The organism is Shinella sp. OV683, from assembly GCF_057787725.1.
Genome location: NZ_CM173543.1, coordinates 1,411,579 through 1,429,415, shown reverse-complemented (window position 1 = coordinate 1,429,415; position 17,837 = coordinate 1,411,579). Strand labels below are relative to the sequence as shown.

The following is a 17,837-nucleotide window of genomic DNA, read 5'->3' as shown; positions in this document are numbered from 1 at the left end:
GGCACTCCGGGAATGGGATTCTATCGGTAGTTTAGCCGAGCGGGCTGGAGACTGAAAGGACTATCCCCCAATCAACTCCAGCCACTCGTCCTCGGTCATCACGGCGACGCCCAACTCAGTCGCCTTGTCGAGCTTGGAACCCGCACCGGGGCCAGCGACGACATAGTCTGTCTTTTTCGATACCGAGCCGGCCACCTTGGCGCCGAGGCTTTCGGCGCGCGCCTTGGCCTCGTCGCGGGTAAATCTCTCGAGTGAGCCGGTAAACACCACAGTCTTGCCGGCGACTGGACTGCCTGTCGTCTTCGGAGCTTCGACCGCCTGTGGGGTCACCTCGCGGAGCAATTGGGCGATGACACCGAGATTGCGCGGCTCCTTGAAGAATTCGACCAGTGCGCGCGCTACGATCTCGCCGATGCCCTCGATCGCGTTGAGCTCGTTCCACGCGTCGCCGGATAGCGCGGCGGCCTCCTTCATGCCGGCCTCAAACGCTTCATAGGTGCCATAGGCTCGGGCCAGCAGCTTGGCATTGGTCTCACCGATATGGCGAATACCGAGCGCGTAGATGAAACGATTGAGCGGAATTTCACGCCGGGCGTCGATGGCGTTGAAGAGTTTTGTGACGCTCGTTTTGCCAAAACCCTCGATATTCTCAAGCTTGGTGAGCGGCGACGCAGCCTGGCGCTCCTTGAGCGTAAAGATCTCGGACGCTGTGCGGATCATTAACGCCGGATCTTCGCTCGCGAAGAAGAACTCGATCTGCTTGGAGCCCAACCCCTCGATGTCGTAGGCATCCCGGCTGACGAAATGCTTGAGATGTTCGATGGCCTGTGCCTGGCAGACGAAGCCACCGGTGCAGCGCGTAACCGAATCGAGCTTGCCAGTCTTCTCGTTGCGCTCGCGCACTGCGTGGCTGCCGCAGACCGGGCAGATCTTCGGGAACTCATAAGGCACGGCATCGCTCGGCCGCTGTTCCATCACCACATCAACGATCTGGGGGATCACATCGCCAGCACGCTGGACGATGACAGTATCGCCGATGCGGATGTCGCGGCCCTCGCGCAACGGCTCACCAGTATTGCCGATGCCCTTGATGTAATCTTCGTTGTGAAGGGTAGCGTTGGTGACCACGACACCACCGACGGTCAGGGGCACGAGCCGTGCGACAGGCGTCAACGCGCCGGTACGACCGACCTGGATATCGATGGCGGTCAGCGTCGTCGTTGCCTGCTCGGCGGGAAATTTGTGTGCCGTCGCCCAGCGCGGACTGCGCGAGCGGAAACCCAATCGCTGCTGCAGATCCAGCCGATCGACCTTGTAGACGACACCATCGATATCGTAGTCGAGCGAGGCGCGCTCCAGGCCGATTTCATTGTAGTGAGCGATGATCTCCTCGACGCTCGAGAGCTTTTTCATCAACGGATTGGTCGGGAAACCCCATTCGGCGAATTTCTCCACCATGCCCAGTTGGGTATCAGCCGGCATTTCGGAGATCTCACCCCAGGCATAGGCAAAGAAGCGCAGCTTTCGCGTCGCAGTTATCTTCGGATCAAGCTGGCGGAGCGAACCGGCGGCTGTGTTGCGCGGATTGACATAGGTCGGCTTGCCCTCTGCCTCCATCTGCGCGTTCAATGCCGCAAAGTCGGGCTTGGCCATATAGACCTCGCCACGCACCTCGACGACACCAGGTACGCCAGCCGGCAGCACCTGCGGGATTTCCTTGATGGTGCGGATATTGGCGGTGACATTCTCGCCCACCGTGCCGTCACCACGCGTCGCCGCCGTCACCAGCCGTCCGCGCTCGTAGCGCAAGGACATCGAGAGGCCATCGATCTTCGGCTCGGCGGTAAAGGCAATGGAACCGTCGGGAAAGACACCCAGGAAGCGATAGACGCCGGAGACGAAATCGCGCACGTCTTCGTCCGAAAACGTATTGTCGAGCGATAGCATCGGCCTTGAATGGGTGACCTGCTGGAAGCCGGAAACGGGAGCCGCGCCCACCTTGCGCGACGGGCTGTCGGTCCGCACGAGATCAGGGAATGCCATTTCGATCGCATCATTACGGCGCTTGAGCGCGTCGTAATCGGCATCGGTGATCTCGGGCGCATCCTTGCCATGATAAAGCGCATCGTGATGTGCGATCTCGTGCGCCAGCGCTTCGAGTTCAGCGGCGGCCTGTTCTGCGGTGAGATCTGGAATCGCTGTGGTGGAAATCGGCATGGCTCTCCCCGGAATGCTTCGGGGAATATCTAGACCGGGAAAAAGACGATTGGAAGGGGTGTCAGCCTTCGCCCTTCAGCAACTTTCCGGCAGCCGCCCTCGCCTCTTCGGTGATCGAGGCACCGGCCAGCATGCGCGCGATCTCCTCGCGCCGCTCGCCGGTATCCATCGTCGCGACCTTGGTGGCGATCCGGCCCGATGTGTCTTCCACAGGCCCCTTGGAGATCAGCAGATGGGTGTCTGCGCGTGCCGCCACCTGCGGAGCATGCGTCACCGACAGCACCTGCACCCGCGAGGACAGCCGCTTCAACCGCTGTCCGATGGCATCCGCCACCGCACCGCCCACGCCCGTATCGATTTCGTCGAACACCAGCGTCGGCGCAGAACCGCGATCGGCCAGCGCCACTTTGAGCGCTAGGAGAAAGCGCGAGAGTTCACCGCCAGACGCGACCTTCATGATCGGTCCCGGCCGCGTGCCCGGATTGGTCTGCACATGGAACGCCACCTGGTCGATGCCGGATGCGCTGGCATTGTCCTCGTCCGCGGAGATCTCGGTCATGAAGCGAGCGCGCTCGAGTTTCAGCGCCGGCAGTTCGGCCATGACCGCGTCGGAAAGCGACTGGCCGGCATTGTGCCGCTTGGACGAGAGATTGCGTGCAGCGAAGAGATAGGTAGCCGCGCTTTCCTTCTCTCGAACTTCAAGCACTTTGAGCTTTGTCTCTCCCTGATCGAGATCGGCGAGATCGGCAATCATCTGTGCGGCAAGCGCCGGAAGGCCGGTCACCGGTACCGAGAACTTGCGCGAGGCGGCGCGTAGCGCAAACAGCCGCTCCTCGACCCGTTCCAGTTCCTTGGGATCGAACTCGGTACGTCGTAGTGCTTCCTCGACCATGTTCTGGGCGTCCGACAGCAGGTTCAGCGCTTCGTCCAGCGCACTCACGGTATCTTCGAGCAGGCCCGGCGCTTCGGCTGCCTTGCGCTCCAGCCGCCGCACCAGCGAGGCGATATGCGGCACCGGCGAGGCCGAGCCGTTGAGATAATCGGATGCTTCGGAGATGTCGCCAGCGATCCGCTCGGACCTCATCATCCGCGAACGTTTCTCAGCCAGCTCGTCCTCTTCGCCATCGACGGGCGTCAACTTTTCCAGCTCCGCGACCGAGGCACGCAGATAGTCGGCCTCGCGCGCTGCCGCCTCGACTTTGGCACGATGCGTACGCAGCTCGCGGCCGGCATCCTTCCAGGTGCGATAGAGCCCGCCAAGGGCTTCAGCCTCCTCCTGCAGTCCGGCGAAGGCATCCAGCAGCATTCTGTGGGCATCGGCATCGACAAGTGCCCGGTCGTCGTGTTGACCGTGGATTTCGACGAGACGGGCACCGGCATCGCGCATCAGCTGGACGCTGACGGGCTGGTCGTTGACAAAGGCGCGGCTGCGACCGTCGGCGGATTGAATGCGGCGGAAAATCACATCGCCATCGTCATCGATGCCGTTCTCCCGCAGCAGCTGGCGAAGAGGATGGGCCGTGCCAAGATCGAAGATGGCGGTCACCTGCCCCTTGTCTTCACCATGGCGCACGAGCCCGCCATCGCCCCGGCCTCCGAGGGCAAGCGAGAGAGAATCCAGCAGGATGGATTTGCCGGCGCCGGTCTCCCCCGTAAGCACGGAAAGGCCAGGCGCGAAAGATAGGTCGAGCCGATCGATCAGAACGATATCGCGGATCGACAGCTGAACGAGCATGGATGCTTCAGGTCCTTAAACGTCAGGACTCGCCGAGGAGCAGCTTCTTGCCGGCGCGAGAAATCCACGAGCCCTGGTTTTCCTGCGGGGCGAGACCCTTGGACTTCAAGAGAGCGAAGCTGTCCTTGTACCACTCGCTGTCCGGATAGTTATGTCCGAGAACGGCGGCGGCGGTCTGCGCTTCGTCGACAAGGCCGAGCGCGTAGTAGCTTTCACACAGTCGCGACAATGCTTCTTCCACCTGGTTGGTGTTGGAGAAGGACTCGACCACGTTGCGGAAGCGCGAAATTGCAGCAAGGTATTCCTTGCGCTCTTCGTAATAACGACCGATCTGCATTTCCTTGCCGGCGAGCTGGTCGCGGGCATAGCGGACCTTGGTCTGTGCGTCGTCGACATATTCCGAGGTGGGATAGTCGTTGATCACCTTGTTCATCGCTTCGATGGTCTTGGCGGCAGCACGCTGGTCCTGGGTAACGACCGCAATCTGCTTGGAATAGGACAGGCCGACTAGATACTGAACATAGGCAGCATCCTTGGTCTGCGGATAGAGGCTCATATAGCGGGTGCCGGACATGATGGCGCCGTCATTGTCGCCCTGGCGATATTTGACGAACGTGTTCATCACCAGCGCCTTGCGGGCATATTCCGAGAACGGCTCCTGACGGTCGATTGCATCGAACTTGCGCTGCGCCTCGGCCATCTTGCCGGCATTCAGATTGGCAAGACCTTCATTATAGAGCTGGTCGGGAGGATCTGTCGCGGCAGAGAGCTTGGTGATGTCCAGATCGGGATCGCTCGTGCAGCCTGCCAGCAGGGTGCCTGTGGCACCAACAGCTAGCATCAGAAGCACGGCGCGCGCGGATAAATTCATCATGTCTCTTCCTGCAAACCCCAACCAATGACGTCGATGGACGGGACGGGTGTTGCCCGCCCGTTTTGCCCAGGCAGTTCTAGCCACAAATCAGCTGGAACCGCAACGCCGTGTTAACCGATTCCTATATCTTTATGGCAAAAGCGGGTCAGGGTGTTGCCGCAATGGTCAAGAAATTGCGGCAATCCCCAAATGCATGACGGCTCATGCCGTCCAGGGTGCATATTCCTGATGGGTCACGGCAATCATTTCCGGGACCGCAACGCGGGGCCGCTGACCAGCGGATTCCACGATCTCATAAGCCGAGCTGTCGGACAGCAAGGCCTTGAGCGCCAGGGCGTTGACCTTGTGGCCACCGCGATAGGAGCGATAGAGGCCAAGGAACGGTGCGCCGGCAAGAGCCAGGTCGCCAACGGCATCGAGCGTCTTGTGACGGGCGAACTCATCGGGATAACGCAGGCCTTCCATATTGATGACACGGTTGTCGTCACCAATGACCACGGAATTTTCGAGCGACGAACCGAGCGCCAGGCCAGCAGCCCAGAGGCGCTCGACGTCGCGCATGAAGCCGAATGTGCGGGCGCGCGACAGCTCTGACTTGAAGGTCGAGCCGTTGATGTCGCCCTTCCAGGCCTGACGGCCGATCAGCGGGCTGGTGAAGTCGATTTCGACTTCGAAGCGCGTGCCGTCATAGGGATGGAACTCCGCCCAAGACGGGCCCATGTCGATGCGGACCTGCTTCTTGACGCGGATGTAACGGCGCTTCTTGACGAGCGAGCGGATGCCCGCCTGTTCTATCGCATCGACGAACACGGCCGAGCTGCCGTCCATGACGGGCATTTCGGCGCCGTCGACTTCGATGACCGCATTGTCGATGCCCAGCGCATAAAGTGCGGCCATGACATGTTCGACAGTTGCGATCGAGCGAGCGGGCGTCGTGCCGAGAACGGTGCACAGGTCAGTGCTGCCGACGGTCGCCGAAACGGCCTTCAGCTCGGTGACTTCGCCGTTCGGCCCAAAGCGCTGGAAGACGATGCCGGTGCCGGCTTCGGCTGGATTGAATGTCGCACTGACATCGACGCCAGAATGAACGCCGATTCCACGGAGCGTGAAGGGGTTTGCGAATGTTGTCTCAAATCCCGGAAGTCCTGATGCCATGTAGCCCCGCTTTTCCTGACGGCTCCGGTGCGTGCCGCCTGTCCGTATCGTCCGGACATTCTCGTATCAAAAAACAAAATGCGTATTCGCATTCAACTCAATTGGCGTTCACGCTCCCCATGCGAACCCACGCTGAAAATAGAGACGGCAGGCCCGCAATCCAAATCAATGTTTCTTTCCAATTGTAACGATATGCCAGACATAGACTGAAGGCCCGGATTTCTCCGGGCCTTCACGCTACCAGCCGGTGTAAGTGCCGGTATCAGTTCAGTTCGTCTGCCGGCGCAGAAAGGCCGGAATATCGAACTCTTCCGACTCCTGCGACTTCTGTTGAGTCGGAACCTGACGGCCCTGATCGTCGAGATTTCCCCGGCGCGGAGCGTAGAGGCTCGCTTCCGGCGACAGCGCCCGGCGCTGCTGCGAGGCAGCCGACGGAGCACCCGATGTCAGGTCGGACGGAACATGCTCTTCTTCCTTGCGGCCGAGCGACGATGTCAGGCGCTTGAGCAGGCCCATCGGGCCGCGCTCTTCTGCCTGCGCCGTGTGACCAGCTGCGCGATGCTCGATCTCGGCCTTCACCACCGGCGGAAAGTCTTCGACCTTGGGCATGCGGCTCTGTTCTGCTTCCATCCGCACGGAGGCCATCAGCGACGGTTCCGAGCGAACTTGCTGCTGGTAGGCCGGAGCGCTATCCTGCATGGCCGGGCGGACCGGTTGGGTGTAAGCAGGTTCGACCTGGTGCATGGCCGGCTGCGGAGCCGGGGCAGCGACGCGCGGAGCGGCTTCAGCCGGGGCCGCAAACAGCTTGCTGGCCGGACGGAAGCTGTCCTGGGCGGCTGGCGCCTGGGCAAATTCCTGCATCATCGGTTCGGCAACCGCGATTTCCAGTTCCCGCTCGAGTTCCATTTCCGCGGCGCGGATGGTGTCGGCGATCGGGTCCGGTTGGGCGGCCATCTGCGGCTGCGGAGCCGAAATCGGCTGCACAGGTGCGCTGATGGGCGCTGATGCGACCGGCTGGCTCACGGTAATCTGCGGCCGGACAACCGGACGCTGAGCAGCCGGTCGTACTTCAAAAGGGCGCTGATCACCCGCGGCTGTTGCGCGATCGATACCCGTCGCGACAACAGAGACGCGGATAATGCCTTCCAATGCTTCGTCGAATGTGGCGCCAAGGATGATGTTGGCGTCGGGATCGACTTCTTCACGAATACGGGTTGCCGCCTCGTCGACTTCGAAGAGGGTCATGTCGCGACCGCCGGTGATAGAGATCAGCAGGCCCTGTGCGCCCTTCATCGAGGTCTCGTCGAGTAGCGGGTTGGCAATGGCTGCTTCGGCAGCTGCCAGTGCGCGGCCCTCATTGGAGGCCTCGCCGGTACCCATCATCGCGCGGCCCATTTCCCGCATGATCGAGCGGACGTCGGCGAAGTCGAGATTGATGAGGCCTTCCTTCACCATCAGGTCGGTGATGCAGGCGACGCCGGAATAGAGCACTTGGTCTGCCATCGAGAAGGCGTCGGCAAACGTCGTCTTGTCGTTGGCGATCCGGAAGAGGTTCTGGTTCGGAATGACGATGAGCGTGTCGACGGACTTCTGCAGTTCGTTGATGCCCATGTCGGCGATGCGCATGCGGCGCTGGCCTTCGAACTGGAACGGCTTGGTGACGACGCCGACGGTCAGGATGCCCTTGGAGCGGGCGGCCTGCGCGACAACGGGTGCTGCACCCGTGCCGGTGCCGCCGCCCATGCCGGCAGTGACGAAGCACATATGCGTGCCGTTGAGGTGGTCGATGATCTCATCGAGGCACTCTTCAGCGGCTGCGCGGCCGACTTCCGGCTGCGAGCCGGCGCCGAGACCTTCTGTGACCTGCACGCCCATCTGGATGATGCGCTCGGCGCGCGTCATGGCCAGCGCCTGCGCGTCCGTGTTGGCAACAACGAAATCAACGCCCTGCAGTCCGGCATTGATCATGTTGTTGACGGCATTGCCGCCGCCGCCGCCAACGCCGAACACCGTGATGCGCGGCTTAAGCTCGGTGATATCCGGCTTGTGCAATTTGATGGTCATGATACCCGTCCTTCCTCTATTCTGACCGGATCGCCAATACCCGGCTGTAAGTCCTGATTTGCCGTTTCACGTTGCCTGGTCATTCAGGCCGTTTCCCGGCGAGTTACTTCTCGGTGCGAAAGCCGGCCATCGGCTCCGCCACCTCAAAAACTGCTCTTCAGCCACTGGCTGACACGCGCGATCCGTCCATTTCCGCCCGAAAGGGCGGACAACATGCCGTGATCGGCGGCATGAATCTCGATGTCCGCGAACTGCGGATAGATCAGCAGGCCAACGGCCGTGGAAAAGGCCGGGCCCTTTGCCGCTGGCGGCAGGCCCTTGATTCCCATGGGACGACCGATACGGACATTGCGGGCCAGAATATGGCGCGCGACTTCCGGCAGGCCGGTCAGCTGGCTCGCGCCACCCGTCAACACGACCCGCTTTCCGACAATCGGGGAAAAGCCCGACGAACGGATGCGGTCGCGAATCATCTCCAGCGTCTCCTCGACGCGGGCGCGAACGATCTTGCTGATCAGCGCGCGCGGAATTTGCGTTGGCTGCTCGTGTTCGTCGTCGCTGATCGGCGGAACCGAGATCAGTTCGCGATCGTCGGTCGAATTGGAAATCGCCGATCCGTGCATCACCTTGAGGCGCTCGGCCTCTTCAATGCGGGTCGAAAGACCGCGTGCTAGGTCAGTCGTGACGTGATGGCCACCCAGGCCGATCGCGTCGGAGTGAACGAGCTTGCCTTCTGCGAACACCGAGATCGTCGTCGTGCCGCCGCCCATGTCGATGGCTGCGCAACCGAGTTCGAGTTCGTCGTCGACGAGCGCGGCAAGGCCGCTGGCATAAGGTGTCGCCACCATGCCCTCGACCGAAAGATGGGCGCGATTGACGCAAAGCTCGATATTCTTGACGGCCATGCGTTCGGCCGTCAGCACATGCATGTCGACGCCCAGCGTATCGCCGAACATCGACACCGGATCGCCGATGCCGCGCTCGCCATCAAGCGAGAAGCCGGTGGGCAACGAATGCAATACGGCGCGATCGTTGCGCTGCGACTGCTGGCAGGCAGCCACGAGCACCTTGCGGACGTCGTCCTCGTCGACTTCCTGGCCACCGAGATCGATCGATGCGGTGTAGATATCGCTCTGCAGGCGACCGGCGGTCACGTTGACGATCAGGCTGTCAACCGTCAGCTTCGCCTGGCGCTCGGCCGTATCGACGGCATTGCGGATCACGCCTTCTAGCGCGTCGAGATCGGAAATCACGCCGGACTTGATGCCGCGCGACTTCTGGTGACCGATGCCTATGATTTCGATCTTGTGGGTACGGCCCGGCAGCACTTCCGAAGCCTCGCGCGGCGTCAGCCGGGCGATCATGCAAACGACTTTTGTCGATCCGATATCGAGGACCGACACGACGTGTGATTTCTTCGATGGCAGCGGCTTGAGCCGTGGCGTGGGGCCTCCGTTTGGACGGAAGATGCTCATATTTCTTCTCCCGCCTTCTTGATTGCCTTGGCGCGCGCCTCGACTGCCTGGGTGCGACGCTTGGCGGCATCCGGGGTCAGCTGGATGGTGGTGCGATCCTCTAGTCGAAGATCGACGGCGGCGATGTCGCGCTCGACCAATTGCTCTTCAGCATTGAACTTCGCCAGCACCGCCATAGCCTTCGCCATATCGTGTTCCGGCAGCTTGACGACCACGCCATTGTCCAGCCGGATATCCCAGCGGCGACCGGCGACGCGCATGAAGGATTTGACCCGCTTCTTGACGTCGGGCCACTGGTCGAAATCTGCCATGATCTCCTCGGCGCCGGTTTCGGCATCAAGCCCAACGAACAGCGGCAGATAGGCAAATTTGTTGTCGCGTAGCGGCGCGATCACGCTGCCGGACTTTTCGATGATCGACAGTTCCTGGCCATGCTGCCATATGCCGAAGGCAGTGCGCTCGGTGAGCTTGATCTCGATCGTGTCCGGATAGACCTTGCGGACCTCGGCATCCTTGACCCAGGGCAGCGTCTTCAACGCAGCCCGCGTGTCCACCACGTTCAGCGCCATCAGAGAGGTCGTACCATCGAGCCCGAGACGTTCAAGAATGTCGATTTCGGAGGTCTCGGCGTTGCCGGAAACCTTGACGTTGTTGATGGCAAATCCGGCAGCCGAGGTCAGTGCCTGGGTAACATCACGGCTCTCGCCGCTCAACGAGACGGTGTAGCCGGCGGCAATGCCGTAAAACGCGACGAGCGAGACGGTGCCGAGATGGCGCGGAATATTGATGCGCCCGGCCGCAAGGCTGGCGAGAAAACGAACCGCACGCCGGAGATGGCGCGGCAGGATCATCTTGTCGGTCTGGGCAGGCATTTCATCCTGCACGTAAAGTTCTGTCGATTTACGGGATTTCAACGCAAACAAGACGCGTCCTCCACCATCCACTTGAGAAATTCACCAAAGGAGTGGCCCGCGTGCTGGGCCATTTCCGGCACCAGGGAGGTGGGGGTCATACCGGGCTGGGTATTGATTTCCAGCCAGATCACTTCGCCTTCTTCCGAGAAACGATCGTCGTAGCGGAAGTCGGAACGACTGACTCCGCGGCAACCCATCGCCTTATGCGCCTTCAAAGCCAGTGTTTGTATTTTTTGGTAAATTTTTGGTGAAATTTGCGCCGGGATGACATGTTTTGAACCGCCCGAAGCGTATTTCGCGTCGTAATCGTAAAAACCGTGTCCCTGCGGCACCACTTCCGTCACGCCGAGCGCAACATCGCCCATCACGCCACAAGTCAACTCACGTCCATGGATGTAGCGCTCGACCATAACGGTGTCGCCATACTTCCACTCGCTGGAGGTTATGATCTGCGGTGGATGCGACTGGTCCTCCCTGACGATCACAACGCCGAAGGACGAGCCTTCCCGCACCGGCTTGACCACATAGGGTGTCGGCATCGGATGCGCCGAGGTGAAGTCGAAGCGGTTCATCACCTTGGCTTCGGCAACCGGCATGCCATGCGACTTGGCAACGCGCTTGGCCTGCTCCTTGTCCATGGAAAGAGCCGAAGCCAATACGCCGGAATGCGTATAGGGAATTTCGAGATATTCCAGAATGCCCTGGATCGTGCCGTCTTCGCCGAACGGCCCATGCAAAGCGTTGAACGCCACGTCGGGCTTGAGCTCGGCGAGTACCGAGGCAACATCGTGGCCGACGTCGACGCGGGTCACGTCATAACCCTCGGCCTCCAGCGCATCGGCGCAGGCCGTGCCGGACGACAGGCTTACCGGTCGCTCGGACGAAAAACCGCCCATCAACATCGCGACGCGCTTTCCGCTCATACGCATTCCCCAAAGACTCAAATTCACCGCCTACCAATTCGCGCTTGCCTGAGACTGGCGTTTGCGTGTCTCGGCACTTACGAATGGGCCTTTGCGGCACTAGAAACGATTAAGGTTAACGAAGCGTTTACTTCTATTAACATTTCTGTGGGAAGCGTTCGATTTTGTGACGCGAGCGGCACGGGATCTGACCGAGAAGCCCGCGACTGGGGCTTTCTCGACAAGGCAAGCCATTGTTAAATATCGAAATAGGCGCCCTTGAGATCGCCCACATGCAGATCTTCGATAATCAGCCTATCGTTGTCCGCAGTGATCCAGACATCCGCACCGTGATCGTCCGCATGGTGATTCTTGAGGTCGGCGAAACTGGTGATCGCTTTCCAGCCGGTCAGATCAATCGTATCTTCACCTGTGGTAAAGTCCTTGATCCGGTCGCTGTCATAGCCGGTGGCGAACATGAAGCGATCATGGTCGGCTCCTCCACGCAGCGCGTCATTGCCTGCGCCGCCATCGAGACGATCGTTACCTTGAAGGCCCGAGAGCCGGTTGTCGCCGGAATTGCCCCAGATACGGTTCACGTCTTCCGCTCCGGTGCCATTGATATTGGCCTTGCCAATCAGAAAAAGCCGCTCGGTCGTGCTGATCAGCGTGTAACTCGCCGATGACTTCACAGTGTCGATTTCAGAATCACCATAGAAGTATTCGTTCTTATCGGTGATGAACAAATCATCGCCGGCGCCGCCCGTCAGCGAACCGCTGATGACGCCGCCGCGGTTATCGAGGACGTCATCGCCGCCATGCATATCGACGCCACCATTAACGCGGCCCGTGTTGATAAACGTATCGTTGGCTTCACCGCCATCGTACCCGCCGGCGCCGATCGTGGCGACGATGAGCCCATTGTTGACTGTCCTGGTGTCGAGGCCGGCGCCCGAGGCGATGGTGATGCCATCCCCGCCAGACCAATCGGCTTTGATGAGACCGCCAACATCGTTGACGATAGTGATGCCGTCGCCCGACGCATAGATCCCTCCCTCGCCCTGGATCAGCCCACTATTATGTACCGTCGCCCCGGTGCCATAGAATGCGACAGCGTGACCGATTTTGGTAAAGATATAGCCGGCATTGTCGAGATCGCCGTTGACACTGGCCATTTCAATGCCGACGGCTGTGCCCGAGACGACACCGCCTTTGCCGATATCCATCTCGAAGTTCTCGCCTTGCGCCCAAACCCCGCCATGGCCACCGCCGCCTTCGAGAATGCCGTTAACGACGATATGATTGTTGGCCTTGGGCGCCAAGGGGTCGACAAAGCCCCAGCCGTCGGACACCGAGATACGTCCATGCAACGTGATAACATACTCGTCATTCTTCCCGCTGAGGGTGACGGTTTCAAAGCTGTCCTCGTCATAGATTGTCTTCGTCATGCGGCATCCCTTGCTTTCGAAATTCGAACCTTTCAGGCAAGCTAACGCGACAGAGCGGTCTGGTCTACCAGCAATGGAAATGAGCCCAGATGTGGCTCAACCCACACGATCACGCCGCCAGTAAAATCCTCGCAGCGCCCTGCACCATCTTCGCCAGCGCCTCGAAATCTCGCCGCCGGCCGGAGGCGCTGGAGCGCCAGATCAGGCCGATGGTGCGTGAGGGCTGCGGCTCGGCAAATGGCACGATGCGCATGCGGTTGCGCGAGCGCTCGTCGCGTACGGCGATTTCCGGAATGAGCGTGATGCCCATGCCGTGGCTGACCATCTGCAACAGCGTCGACATCGAGGTCGCGCCAAAATTGGCAACGCGCCGGCCCGCCGAGGTGCCGCAGACCGCCAGCGCCTGATCGCGCAAGCAATGGCCCTCCTCCAGCAGCAACAGTCGCTCGACATCGACATTGTTCTCGGTCATCGGCGACATCAATATGGTGTTCTCATCCTCGGAACTGGCAATCAGAAAGCGGTCTTCAAACAGTGGCAGACTATCGAAACCCTCCATCTCGATTGGCAAAGCGACGATGGCGCAATCGAGCTTTCCGTGCCTGAGGTCTTCAAGGCACCCCAGCGTCAACAGTTCCTTGAGCTCGATATTCAGCTCGGGATAGTTGGTCCGCGCATTGGGAATGAGTTCCGGCACCAGATAGGGCGCGACGGTGGGGATGATGCCCAGCCGCAATCGTCCGTTGAGCGGGCCCTGCCCTTCCCGGCCTCGCGCCTGCAGCCGATCGATACTTTCGAGAATGCCACGAATCTCGGGCAACAGTTCCGCACCTTCCTTGGTGAGGAAGGCTCCATTCCGGCCTCGCTCGACCAGCTTGGTATCAAGCGTTTTCTCAAGGTCGGCGATCTGCGCCGACAGCGCCGGCTGGCTAATGCTGACGAGATTGGCAGCCTTGCCGAAATGCCCGGTGGCGGCGAGAGCCTCGAAATAGCGCATTTGACGGATCGTGATCATGATAGGTTTTTCTTATCGATATTTCCAACAAATACAATTGGAAATTATGGAACTTTCGGCAGATAGTGCCGCCAGACCATAAGCATATGGAGGAAAAGGAGAGAAAAATGGACGCAAAAACCGAAGAGAGCGCCGGCAAGTGTCCGGTCGTACACACGACCGCTGCAAGGGCCAATCGCGACTGGTGGCCGAACCAGCTGAATGTTCAGGTGCTTCACCAGCACTCGAACCTCTCCAATCCGATGGGCGAGGCGTTCAACTACGCCGAAGAGTTCAAGAAGCTCGACATCGAGGCGCTGAAGGCTGACCTTCACGCGCTGATGACAGACTCGCAGGAATGGTGGCCGGCTGACTTCGGGCACTACGGGCCGTTGTTCATCCGCATGGCCTGGCACAGCGCCGGCACCTACCGCGTCGGCGACGGCCGTGGCGGCGCCGGAGCGGGCCAGCAGCGCTTCGCGCCGCTCAACAGCTGGCCGGACAACGTCAACCTCGACAAGGCGCGCCGGTTACTGTGGCCGATCAAACAGAAATACGGCAACAAGATCTCCTGGGCCGACCTTATGATTCTCACTGGCAACGTCGCCCTCGAATCGATGGGGTTCAAGACGTTCGGTTTCGGCGGCGGGCGTGCAGACGTCTGGGAGCCCGAACAGGACATCTACTGGGGTCCTGAAGGCAAGTGGCTGGCCGACGAGCGCTACACCGGCGAACGCGATCTCCAGAATCCGCTTGCTGCCGTCCAGATGGGCCTGATCTACGTCAATCCGGAAGGCCCGAACGGCAACCCGGATCCGCTCGCTGCGGCTCGGGACATTCGCGAGACCTTCGCGCGCATGGCCATGAACGACGAGGAAACCGTCGCACTCATCGCCGGCGGGCACACCTTCGGCAAGACCCATGGCGCCGGCGATGCGACGCTTGTCGGTTCGGAGCCTGAAGCTGCAGGTATCGAAGAGCAGGGCCTGGGCTGGAAGAACGCCTACGGCACCGGCAAAGGTGGCGACACGATAGGCAGCGGCCTGGAAGTCGTCTGGACCACGACGCCGACAAAGTGGAGCAACAACTTCTTCTGGAACCTGTTCGGCTACGAATGGGAATTGACCAAGAGCCCGGCCGGTGCACATCAGTGGAAGCCGAAGCATGACGTAGGCGCAGGCACCGTGCCGGATGCGCATGACAAGTCAAAGCGCCACGCGCCATCCATGCTGACCACCGACCTCGCGCTGCGGTTCGACCCGGCATACGAAAAGATCGCCAGGCGCTTCCACCAGAATCCGGATCAGTTCGCGGATGCCTTTGCCAGGGCCTGGTACAAGCTCACTCACCGCGACATGGGTCCGGTCGTGCGCTACCTCGGCCCGCTCGTTCCGGCTGAAGTGCTGCCGTGGCAGGATCCGATTCCGGCGATCGATCACGAACTGATCGTGGAGCAGGACATTTCTGCGCTGAAGGCAAAGATCCTCGCTTCCGGACTGTCCGTGTCCGAATTGGTCTCGACCGCCTGGGCGTCTGCCTCGACGTTCCGCAACTCCGACAAGCGCGGTGGCGCAAACGGCGCGCGCATTCGCCTCGCGCCGCAGAAGGACTGGGATGTCAACCAGCCGGCTCAATTGGCGAAGGTCCTTGAGACACTCGAAGCCATCCAGTCGGAGTTCAACGCTGCGCAGTCCGGCGGCAAGAAGGTCTCGCTTGCCGATCTGATCGTTCTCGGCGGCAGCGTTGCGATCGAGAAGGCAGCAAAAGACGGCGGGCACGATGTGACGGTACCCTTCACGCCGGGACGCATGGACGCGTCGCAGGAGCAAACCGACGTCGAGTCGTTTGCTGCGCTCGAACCGACCGCTGACGGTTTTCGCAACTATCTCCGCGGCAAGCAGCGCCTGTCCCCGGAGGAACTGTTGGTGGATCGGGCGCAATTGCAGGCACTGACAGCTCCGGAAATGACGGTTCTTGTCGGCGGCTTGCGCGTGCTGAATGCCGGGCAGCCGGCCCAAGGCGTCTTCACCAACCGACCGGAGACGCTGACGAACGATTTCTTCGTCAATCTGCTCGACATGAGCACGCAATGGCAGCCGTCAACGGGTTCCGAAAGCGTGTACGAGGGGCGTGATCGCAAGACGAACGAGGTCAAGTGGACCGCGACCCGCGTCGACCTGATCTTCGGTTCGCACTCGCAGCTCCGCGCGCTTGCGGAAGTCTATGCGCTGTCGGACACCAAGGAGAAGTTTGTGAAAGACTTCGTGGCGGCCTGGACCAAGGTTATGAATGGAGACCGGTTCGACCTCGGTTGACCGATCTTGCTTCGAGGCTGCTCAGTGCTAGCATGCCTCTAATGCCTTGAACATAATCAGGGCGGCGTTTCAAGGCGACTTGAGACGCCGCCCTTCGACTTACCACGGTCTGGCCGCATGTGAGATCCGCCGATCGACACAGGCGTCATGGAGCTTAATCCAATGCCGAGATATCCTATTCGGAATCGTCAGCCGGGTCGGGATCCTCGTCGTAGGCTCGCCACCGATTCATCACGATCTCATGAAGCGCTTCGAGTACCTCCTTGGTGCCGAAGCCCGCGTCGTTCAGCTTGGCCGCCGCTCTTGCAAGGATGTCATCAAGGCCTTCCTGCAATTCGATTAAGCGATCAGGATCGTTGATCGGGCGAACTTTCATGATTTGGTCCCCATTTCGGAATGGCAACAATCTCACCGGCGTGATGTTCCGCTTGAAATGTTTCAGCGCAATGTCGAGCAACCTTATTTGTACCGCCTGTTCCTTACTTTGCTTGGTCCCGTTGGGTGGCCTGGAGTATCTTCTCGGTGTTGCGTTGGAGATTCTCAAGATACTCGCGTGACGCACCGTTTCGCGCGGCGGCTTCGTTCATCTGCATCAATCGTTCGCGCAAAAGCACGCGAAATCTCTCGGTTGTTGGTGACGGCGGAAGCGTACGAAGCTTCAAGGGACCTTTGCTCATCATGTCCTCCCAGACGATCTGCTGTTGATCGTCTTCTGAATGAGTAAGTTTGCCAAGTGAGCGATTGCTTATACATATCGATCCACATGCATCGGTAGTTAGTACTGTCTTGAAACACAACTGCCCGACCCCATGCCCCAATCAATTTAGCTGCCTTCGACGCAGCGCCTTTGCTCTCGATCTGCTGTTCTCCAAGACCGCGCTGGCGCCCAGGTCAAAATACTCATCAAGCCGTGCCTTGCCATCTTTAGTTGCGCATCGTGCGCGTATGCACGATCTTTTGATTTGATATCAAGGCCGCTCGTGCGACAATGGGGGCGAGGGCTCGCTCAGCTGCTGTGTTTTTATCTTGAAACTCAGCCTCCCGGAGAGATCACATGAAAAACATCGGCCATAGATTTTCGTCGCTAGCAACCGTGCTGCTGATTGTTTCTTCCGCCGCAACCTTTGCACACGATAACCGCGTCAAAGACAATCAGGACGGTGCGCAAAACGATGGAAAAGCTGTTTTGTGGCACGCACGCGGCAACGGCAACGGGTGCGCGGTTGGCAACAGCCCTCCCCCAGGGACGAATTGCTAGCGGTCACGTGCTACGATCGGATGCCACGACTTGTCCCGGACTTCCGAACCAACCACGTTGTGACTGACCCCGACGGCTGGGACGATCGTGCCTGGTTATGAATGCCCGCTCGAAAATGAAAAGCGAAGCCCGCAGCGATCGCTCGCCGCGGGCTGAATTTTGTTGGGTCTCGCGGCTTGGCGAGATCGTTGCAACGGCTATCAGGCCGAGATCACGAGCCTTCGATGCATTCCGTAATTTCGCAGGTCGACTCGGTCGTGGTCTTTGCTGCGCATTCGTTCAATGCGCGTGAGGAGGCATCGTCCTGATTGTCGTAGTTGTAGCTGTAGCCGTAGGAGCCTTCCTCGGAAACCGCAATGCAACCCCAGGCACGCGCTGCGCCGGTAGAAGCGACGGCTGTTGTTGCAACAACCAGGGCTGCAAGCCCGATCCGGAAATAGTGATTCAAGTCTTCCTCCATTTATGCCTGACGGCTTCACAATTGCC

General features: G+C 60.1%; 14 protein-coding genes. 2 read left to right on the top strand and 12 right to left on the bottom strand.

Annotated features, from left to right (window positions below; translation table 11 throughout):
- Positions 1 to 60: 60 nt before the first annotated feature.
- From ligA to ACXHRN_RS06760, 10 genes are all read right to left on the bottom strand, one after another.
- Positions 61 to 2,217 carry an NAD-dependent DNA ligase LigA gene (gene ligA / locus ACXHRN_RS06805; protein ID WP_488640572.1) on the bottom strand — a complete coding sequence of 719 codons (2,157 nt, stop codon included), beginning with the start codon at positions 2,215 to 2,217 and terminating at the stop codon, positions 61 to 63.
- A 61-nt stretch (positions 2,218 to 2,278) separates the two neighbouring features.
- On the bottom strand, positions 2,279 to 3,952 hold the full coding sequence (recN, locus tag ACXHRN_RS06800; RefSeq protein WP_488640571.1) for a DNA repair protein RecN: 1,674 nt from the start codon (positions 3,950 to 3,952) through the stop codon (positions 2,279 to 2,281).
- Between the two features lie 22 nt (positions 3,953 to 3,974).
- On the bottom strand, positions 3,975 to 4,823 hold the full coding sequence (locus ACXHRN_RS06795; RefSeq protein WP_488641849.1) for an outer membrane protein assembly factor BamD: 849 nt from the start codon (positions 4,821 to 4,823) through the stop codon (positions 3,975 to 3,977).
- A gap of 204 nt (positions 4,824 to 5,027) precedes the next feature.
- Entirely contained in the window at positions 5,028 to 5,981 is a 954-nt protein-coding gene (gene lpxC, locus ACXHRN_RS06790) for a UDP-3-O-acyl-N-acetylglucosamine deacetylase (RefSeq protein WP_488640570.1), read from the bottom strand.
- A gap of 267 nt (positions 5,982 to 6,248) precedes the next feature.
- The gene (gene ftsZ, locus ACXHRN_RS06785; RefSeq protein ID WP_488640569.1) at positions 6,249 to 8,045 is read right to left on the bottom strand and encodes a cell division protein FtsZ; all 1,797 of its coding nucleotides are present in this window, start codon (positions 8,043 to 8,045) and stop codon (positions 6,249 to 6,251) included.
- A gap of 143 nt (positions 8,046 to 8,188) precedes the next feature.
- Entirely contained in the window at positions 8,189 to 9,520 is a 1,332-nt protein-coding gene (ftsA, locus tag ACXHRN_RS06780; RefSeq protein WP_488640568.1) for a cell division protein FtsA, read from the bottom strand.
- Positions 9,517 to 10,443 (bottom strand): cell division protein FtsQ/DivIB, encoded by a 927-nt coding sequence (locus tag ACXHRN_RS06775; protein WP_488640567.1) that lies wholly within the window; start codon positions 10,441 to 10,443, stop codon positions 9,517 to 9,519. The genes ftsA and ACXHRN_RS06775 overlap by 4 nt, the downstream gene beginning before the upstream one ends.
- Positions 10,431 to 11,357: a D-alanine--D-alanine ligase gene (locus ACXHRN_RS06770; RefSeq protein ID WP_488640566.1), complete on the bottom strand. Its 927-nt coding sequence runs from the start codon at positions 11,355 to 11,357 to the stop codon at positions 10,431 to 10,433. The genes ACXHRN_RS06775 and ACXHRN_RS06770 overlap by 13 nt, the downstream gene beginning before the upstream one ends.
- A 236-nt stretch (positions 11,358 to 11,593) precedes the next feature.
- Complete coding sequence (locus ACXHRN_RS06765) at positions 11,594 to 12,784, bottom strand: calcium-binding protein (protein WP_488640565.1); 1,191 nt, start codon at positions 12,782 to 12,784, stop codon at positions 11,594 to 11,596.
- 109 nt (positions 12,785 to 12,893) lie between these two features.
- The gene (locus ACXHRN_RS06760) at positions 12,894 to 13,799 is read right to left on the bottom strand and encodes a LysR substrate-binding domain-containing protein (RefSeq protein ID WP_488640564.1); all 906 of its coding nucleotides are present in this window, start codon (positions 13,797 to 13,799) and stop codon (positions 12,894 to 12,896) included.
- 107 nt (positions 13,800 to 13,906) lie between these two features.
- Between ACXHRN_RS06760 and katG the strand changes: the two genes are divergently transcribed.
- A complete protein-coding gene (katG, locus tag ACXHRN_RS06755) occupies positions 13,907 to 16,093 on the top strand; it encodes a catalase/peroxidase HPI (RefSeq protein ID WP_488640563.1) in 2,187 nt (728 codons plus the stop codon).
- A gap of 175 nt (positions 16,094 to 16,268) precedes the next feature.
- Here katG and ACXHRN_RS06750 read toward each other — a convergent pair whose 3' ends face one another.
- The gene (locus ACXHRN_RS06750) at positions 16,269 to 16,469 is read right to left on the bottom strand and encodes a hypothetical protein (RefSeq protein ID WP_488640562.1); all 201 of its coding nucleotides are present in this window, start codon (positions 16,467 to 16,469) and stop codon (positions 16,269 to 16,271) included.
- 678 nt (positions 16,470 to 17,147) lie between these two features.
- On the opposite strand from ACXHRN_RS06750, the gene ACXHRN_RS06745 reads away from it, so the two are divergent.
- Positions 17,148 to 17,351, top strand: a complete 204-nt coding sequence (locus ACXHRN_RS06745; RefSeq protein ID WP_488640561.1) for a hypothetical protein — start codon at positions 17,148 to 17,150, stop codon at positions 17,349 to 17,351.
- A 211-nt stretch (positions 17,352 to 17,562) separates the two neighbouring features.
- On the opposite strand, the gene ACXHRN_RS06740 is transcribed toward ACXHRN_RS06745, so the two are convergent.
- Positions 17,563 to 17,799 (bottom strand): DUF4189 domain-containing protein, encoded by a 237-nt coding sequence (locus ACXHRN_RS06740; RefSeq protein WP_488640560.1) that lies wholly within the window; start codon positions 17,797 to 17,799, stop codon positions 17,563 to 17,565.
- Between the last annotated feature and the right edge of the window lie 38 nt (positions 17,800 to 17,837).

Coding starts and splice junctions, on each gene's coding strand:
- recN (WP_488640571.1), bottom strand. CDS start 3,952: ATGCTCGTTCAGCTGTCGATCCGCGATATCGTTCTGATCGATCGGCTC.
- ACXHRN_RS06745 (WP_488640561.1), top strand. CDS start 17,148: ATGAAAAACATCGGCCATAGATTTTCGTCGCTAGCAACCGTGCTGCTG.
- ligA (WP_488640572.1), bottom strand. CDS start 2,217: ATGCCGATTTCCACCACAGCGATTCCAGATCTCACCGCAGAACAGGCC.
- katG (WP_488640563.1), top strand. CDS start 13,907: ATGGACGCAAAAACCGAAGAGAGCGCCGGCAAGTGTCCGGTCGTACAC.
- ACXHRN_RS06770 (WP_488640566.1), bottom strand. CDS start 11,357: ATGAGCGGAAAGCGCGTCGCGATGTTGATGGGCGGTTTTTCGTCCGAG.
- ACXHRN_RS06765 (WP_488640565.1), bottom strand. CDS start 12,784: ATGACGAAGACAATCTATGACGAGGACAGCTTTGAAACCGTCACCCTC.
- ftsZ (WP_488640569.1), bottom strand. CDS start 8,045: ATGACCATCAAATTGCACAAGCCGGATATCACCGAGCTTAAGCCGCGC.
- ACXHRN_RS06795 (WP_488641849.1), bottom strand. CDS start 4,823: ATGAATTTATCCGCGCGCGCCGTGCTTCTGATGCTAGCTGTTGGTGCC.
- ACXHRN_RS06760 (WP_488640564.1), bottom strand. CDS start 13,799: ATGATCACGATCCGTCAAATGCGCTATTTCGAGGCTCTCGCCGCCACC.
- ACXHRN_RS06750 (WP_488640562.1), bottom strand. CDS start 16,469: ATGAAAGTTCGCCCGATCAACGATCCTGATCGCTTAATCGAATTGCAG.
- lpxC (WP_488640570.1), bottom strand. CDS start 5,981: ATGGCATCAGGACTTCCGGGATTTGAGACAACATTCGCAAACCCCTTC.
- ftsA (WP_488640568.1), bottom strand. CDS start 9,520: ATGAGCATCTTCCGTCCAAACGGAGGCCCCACGCCACGGCTCAAGCCG.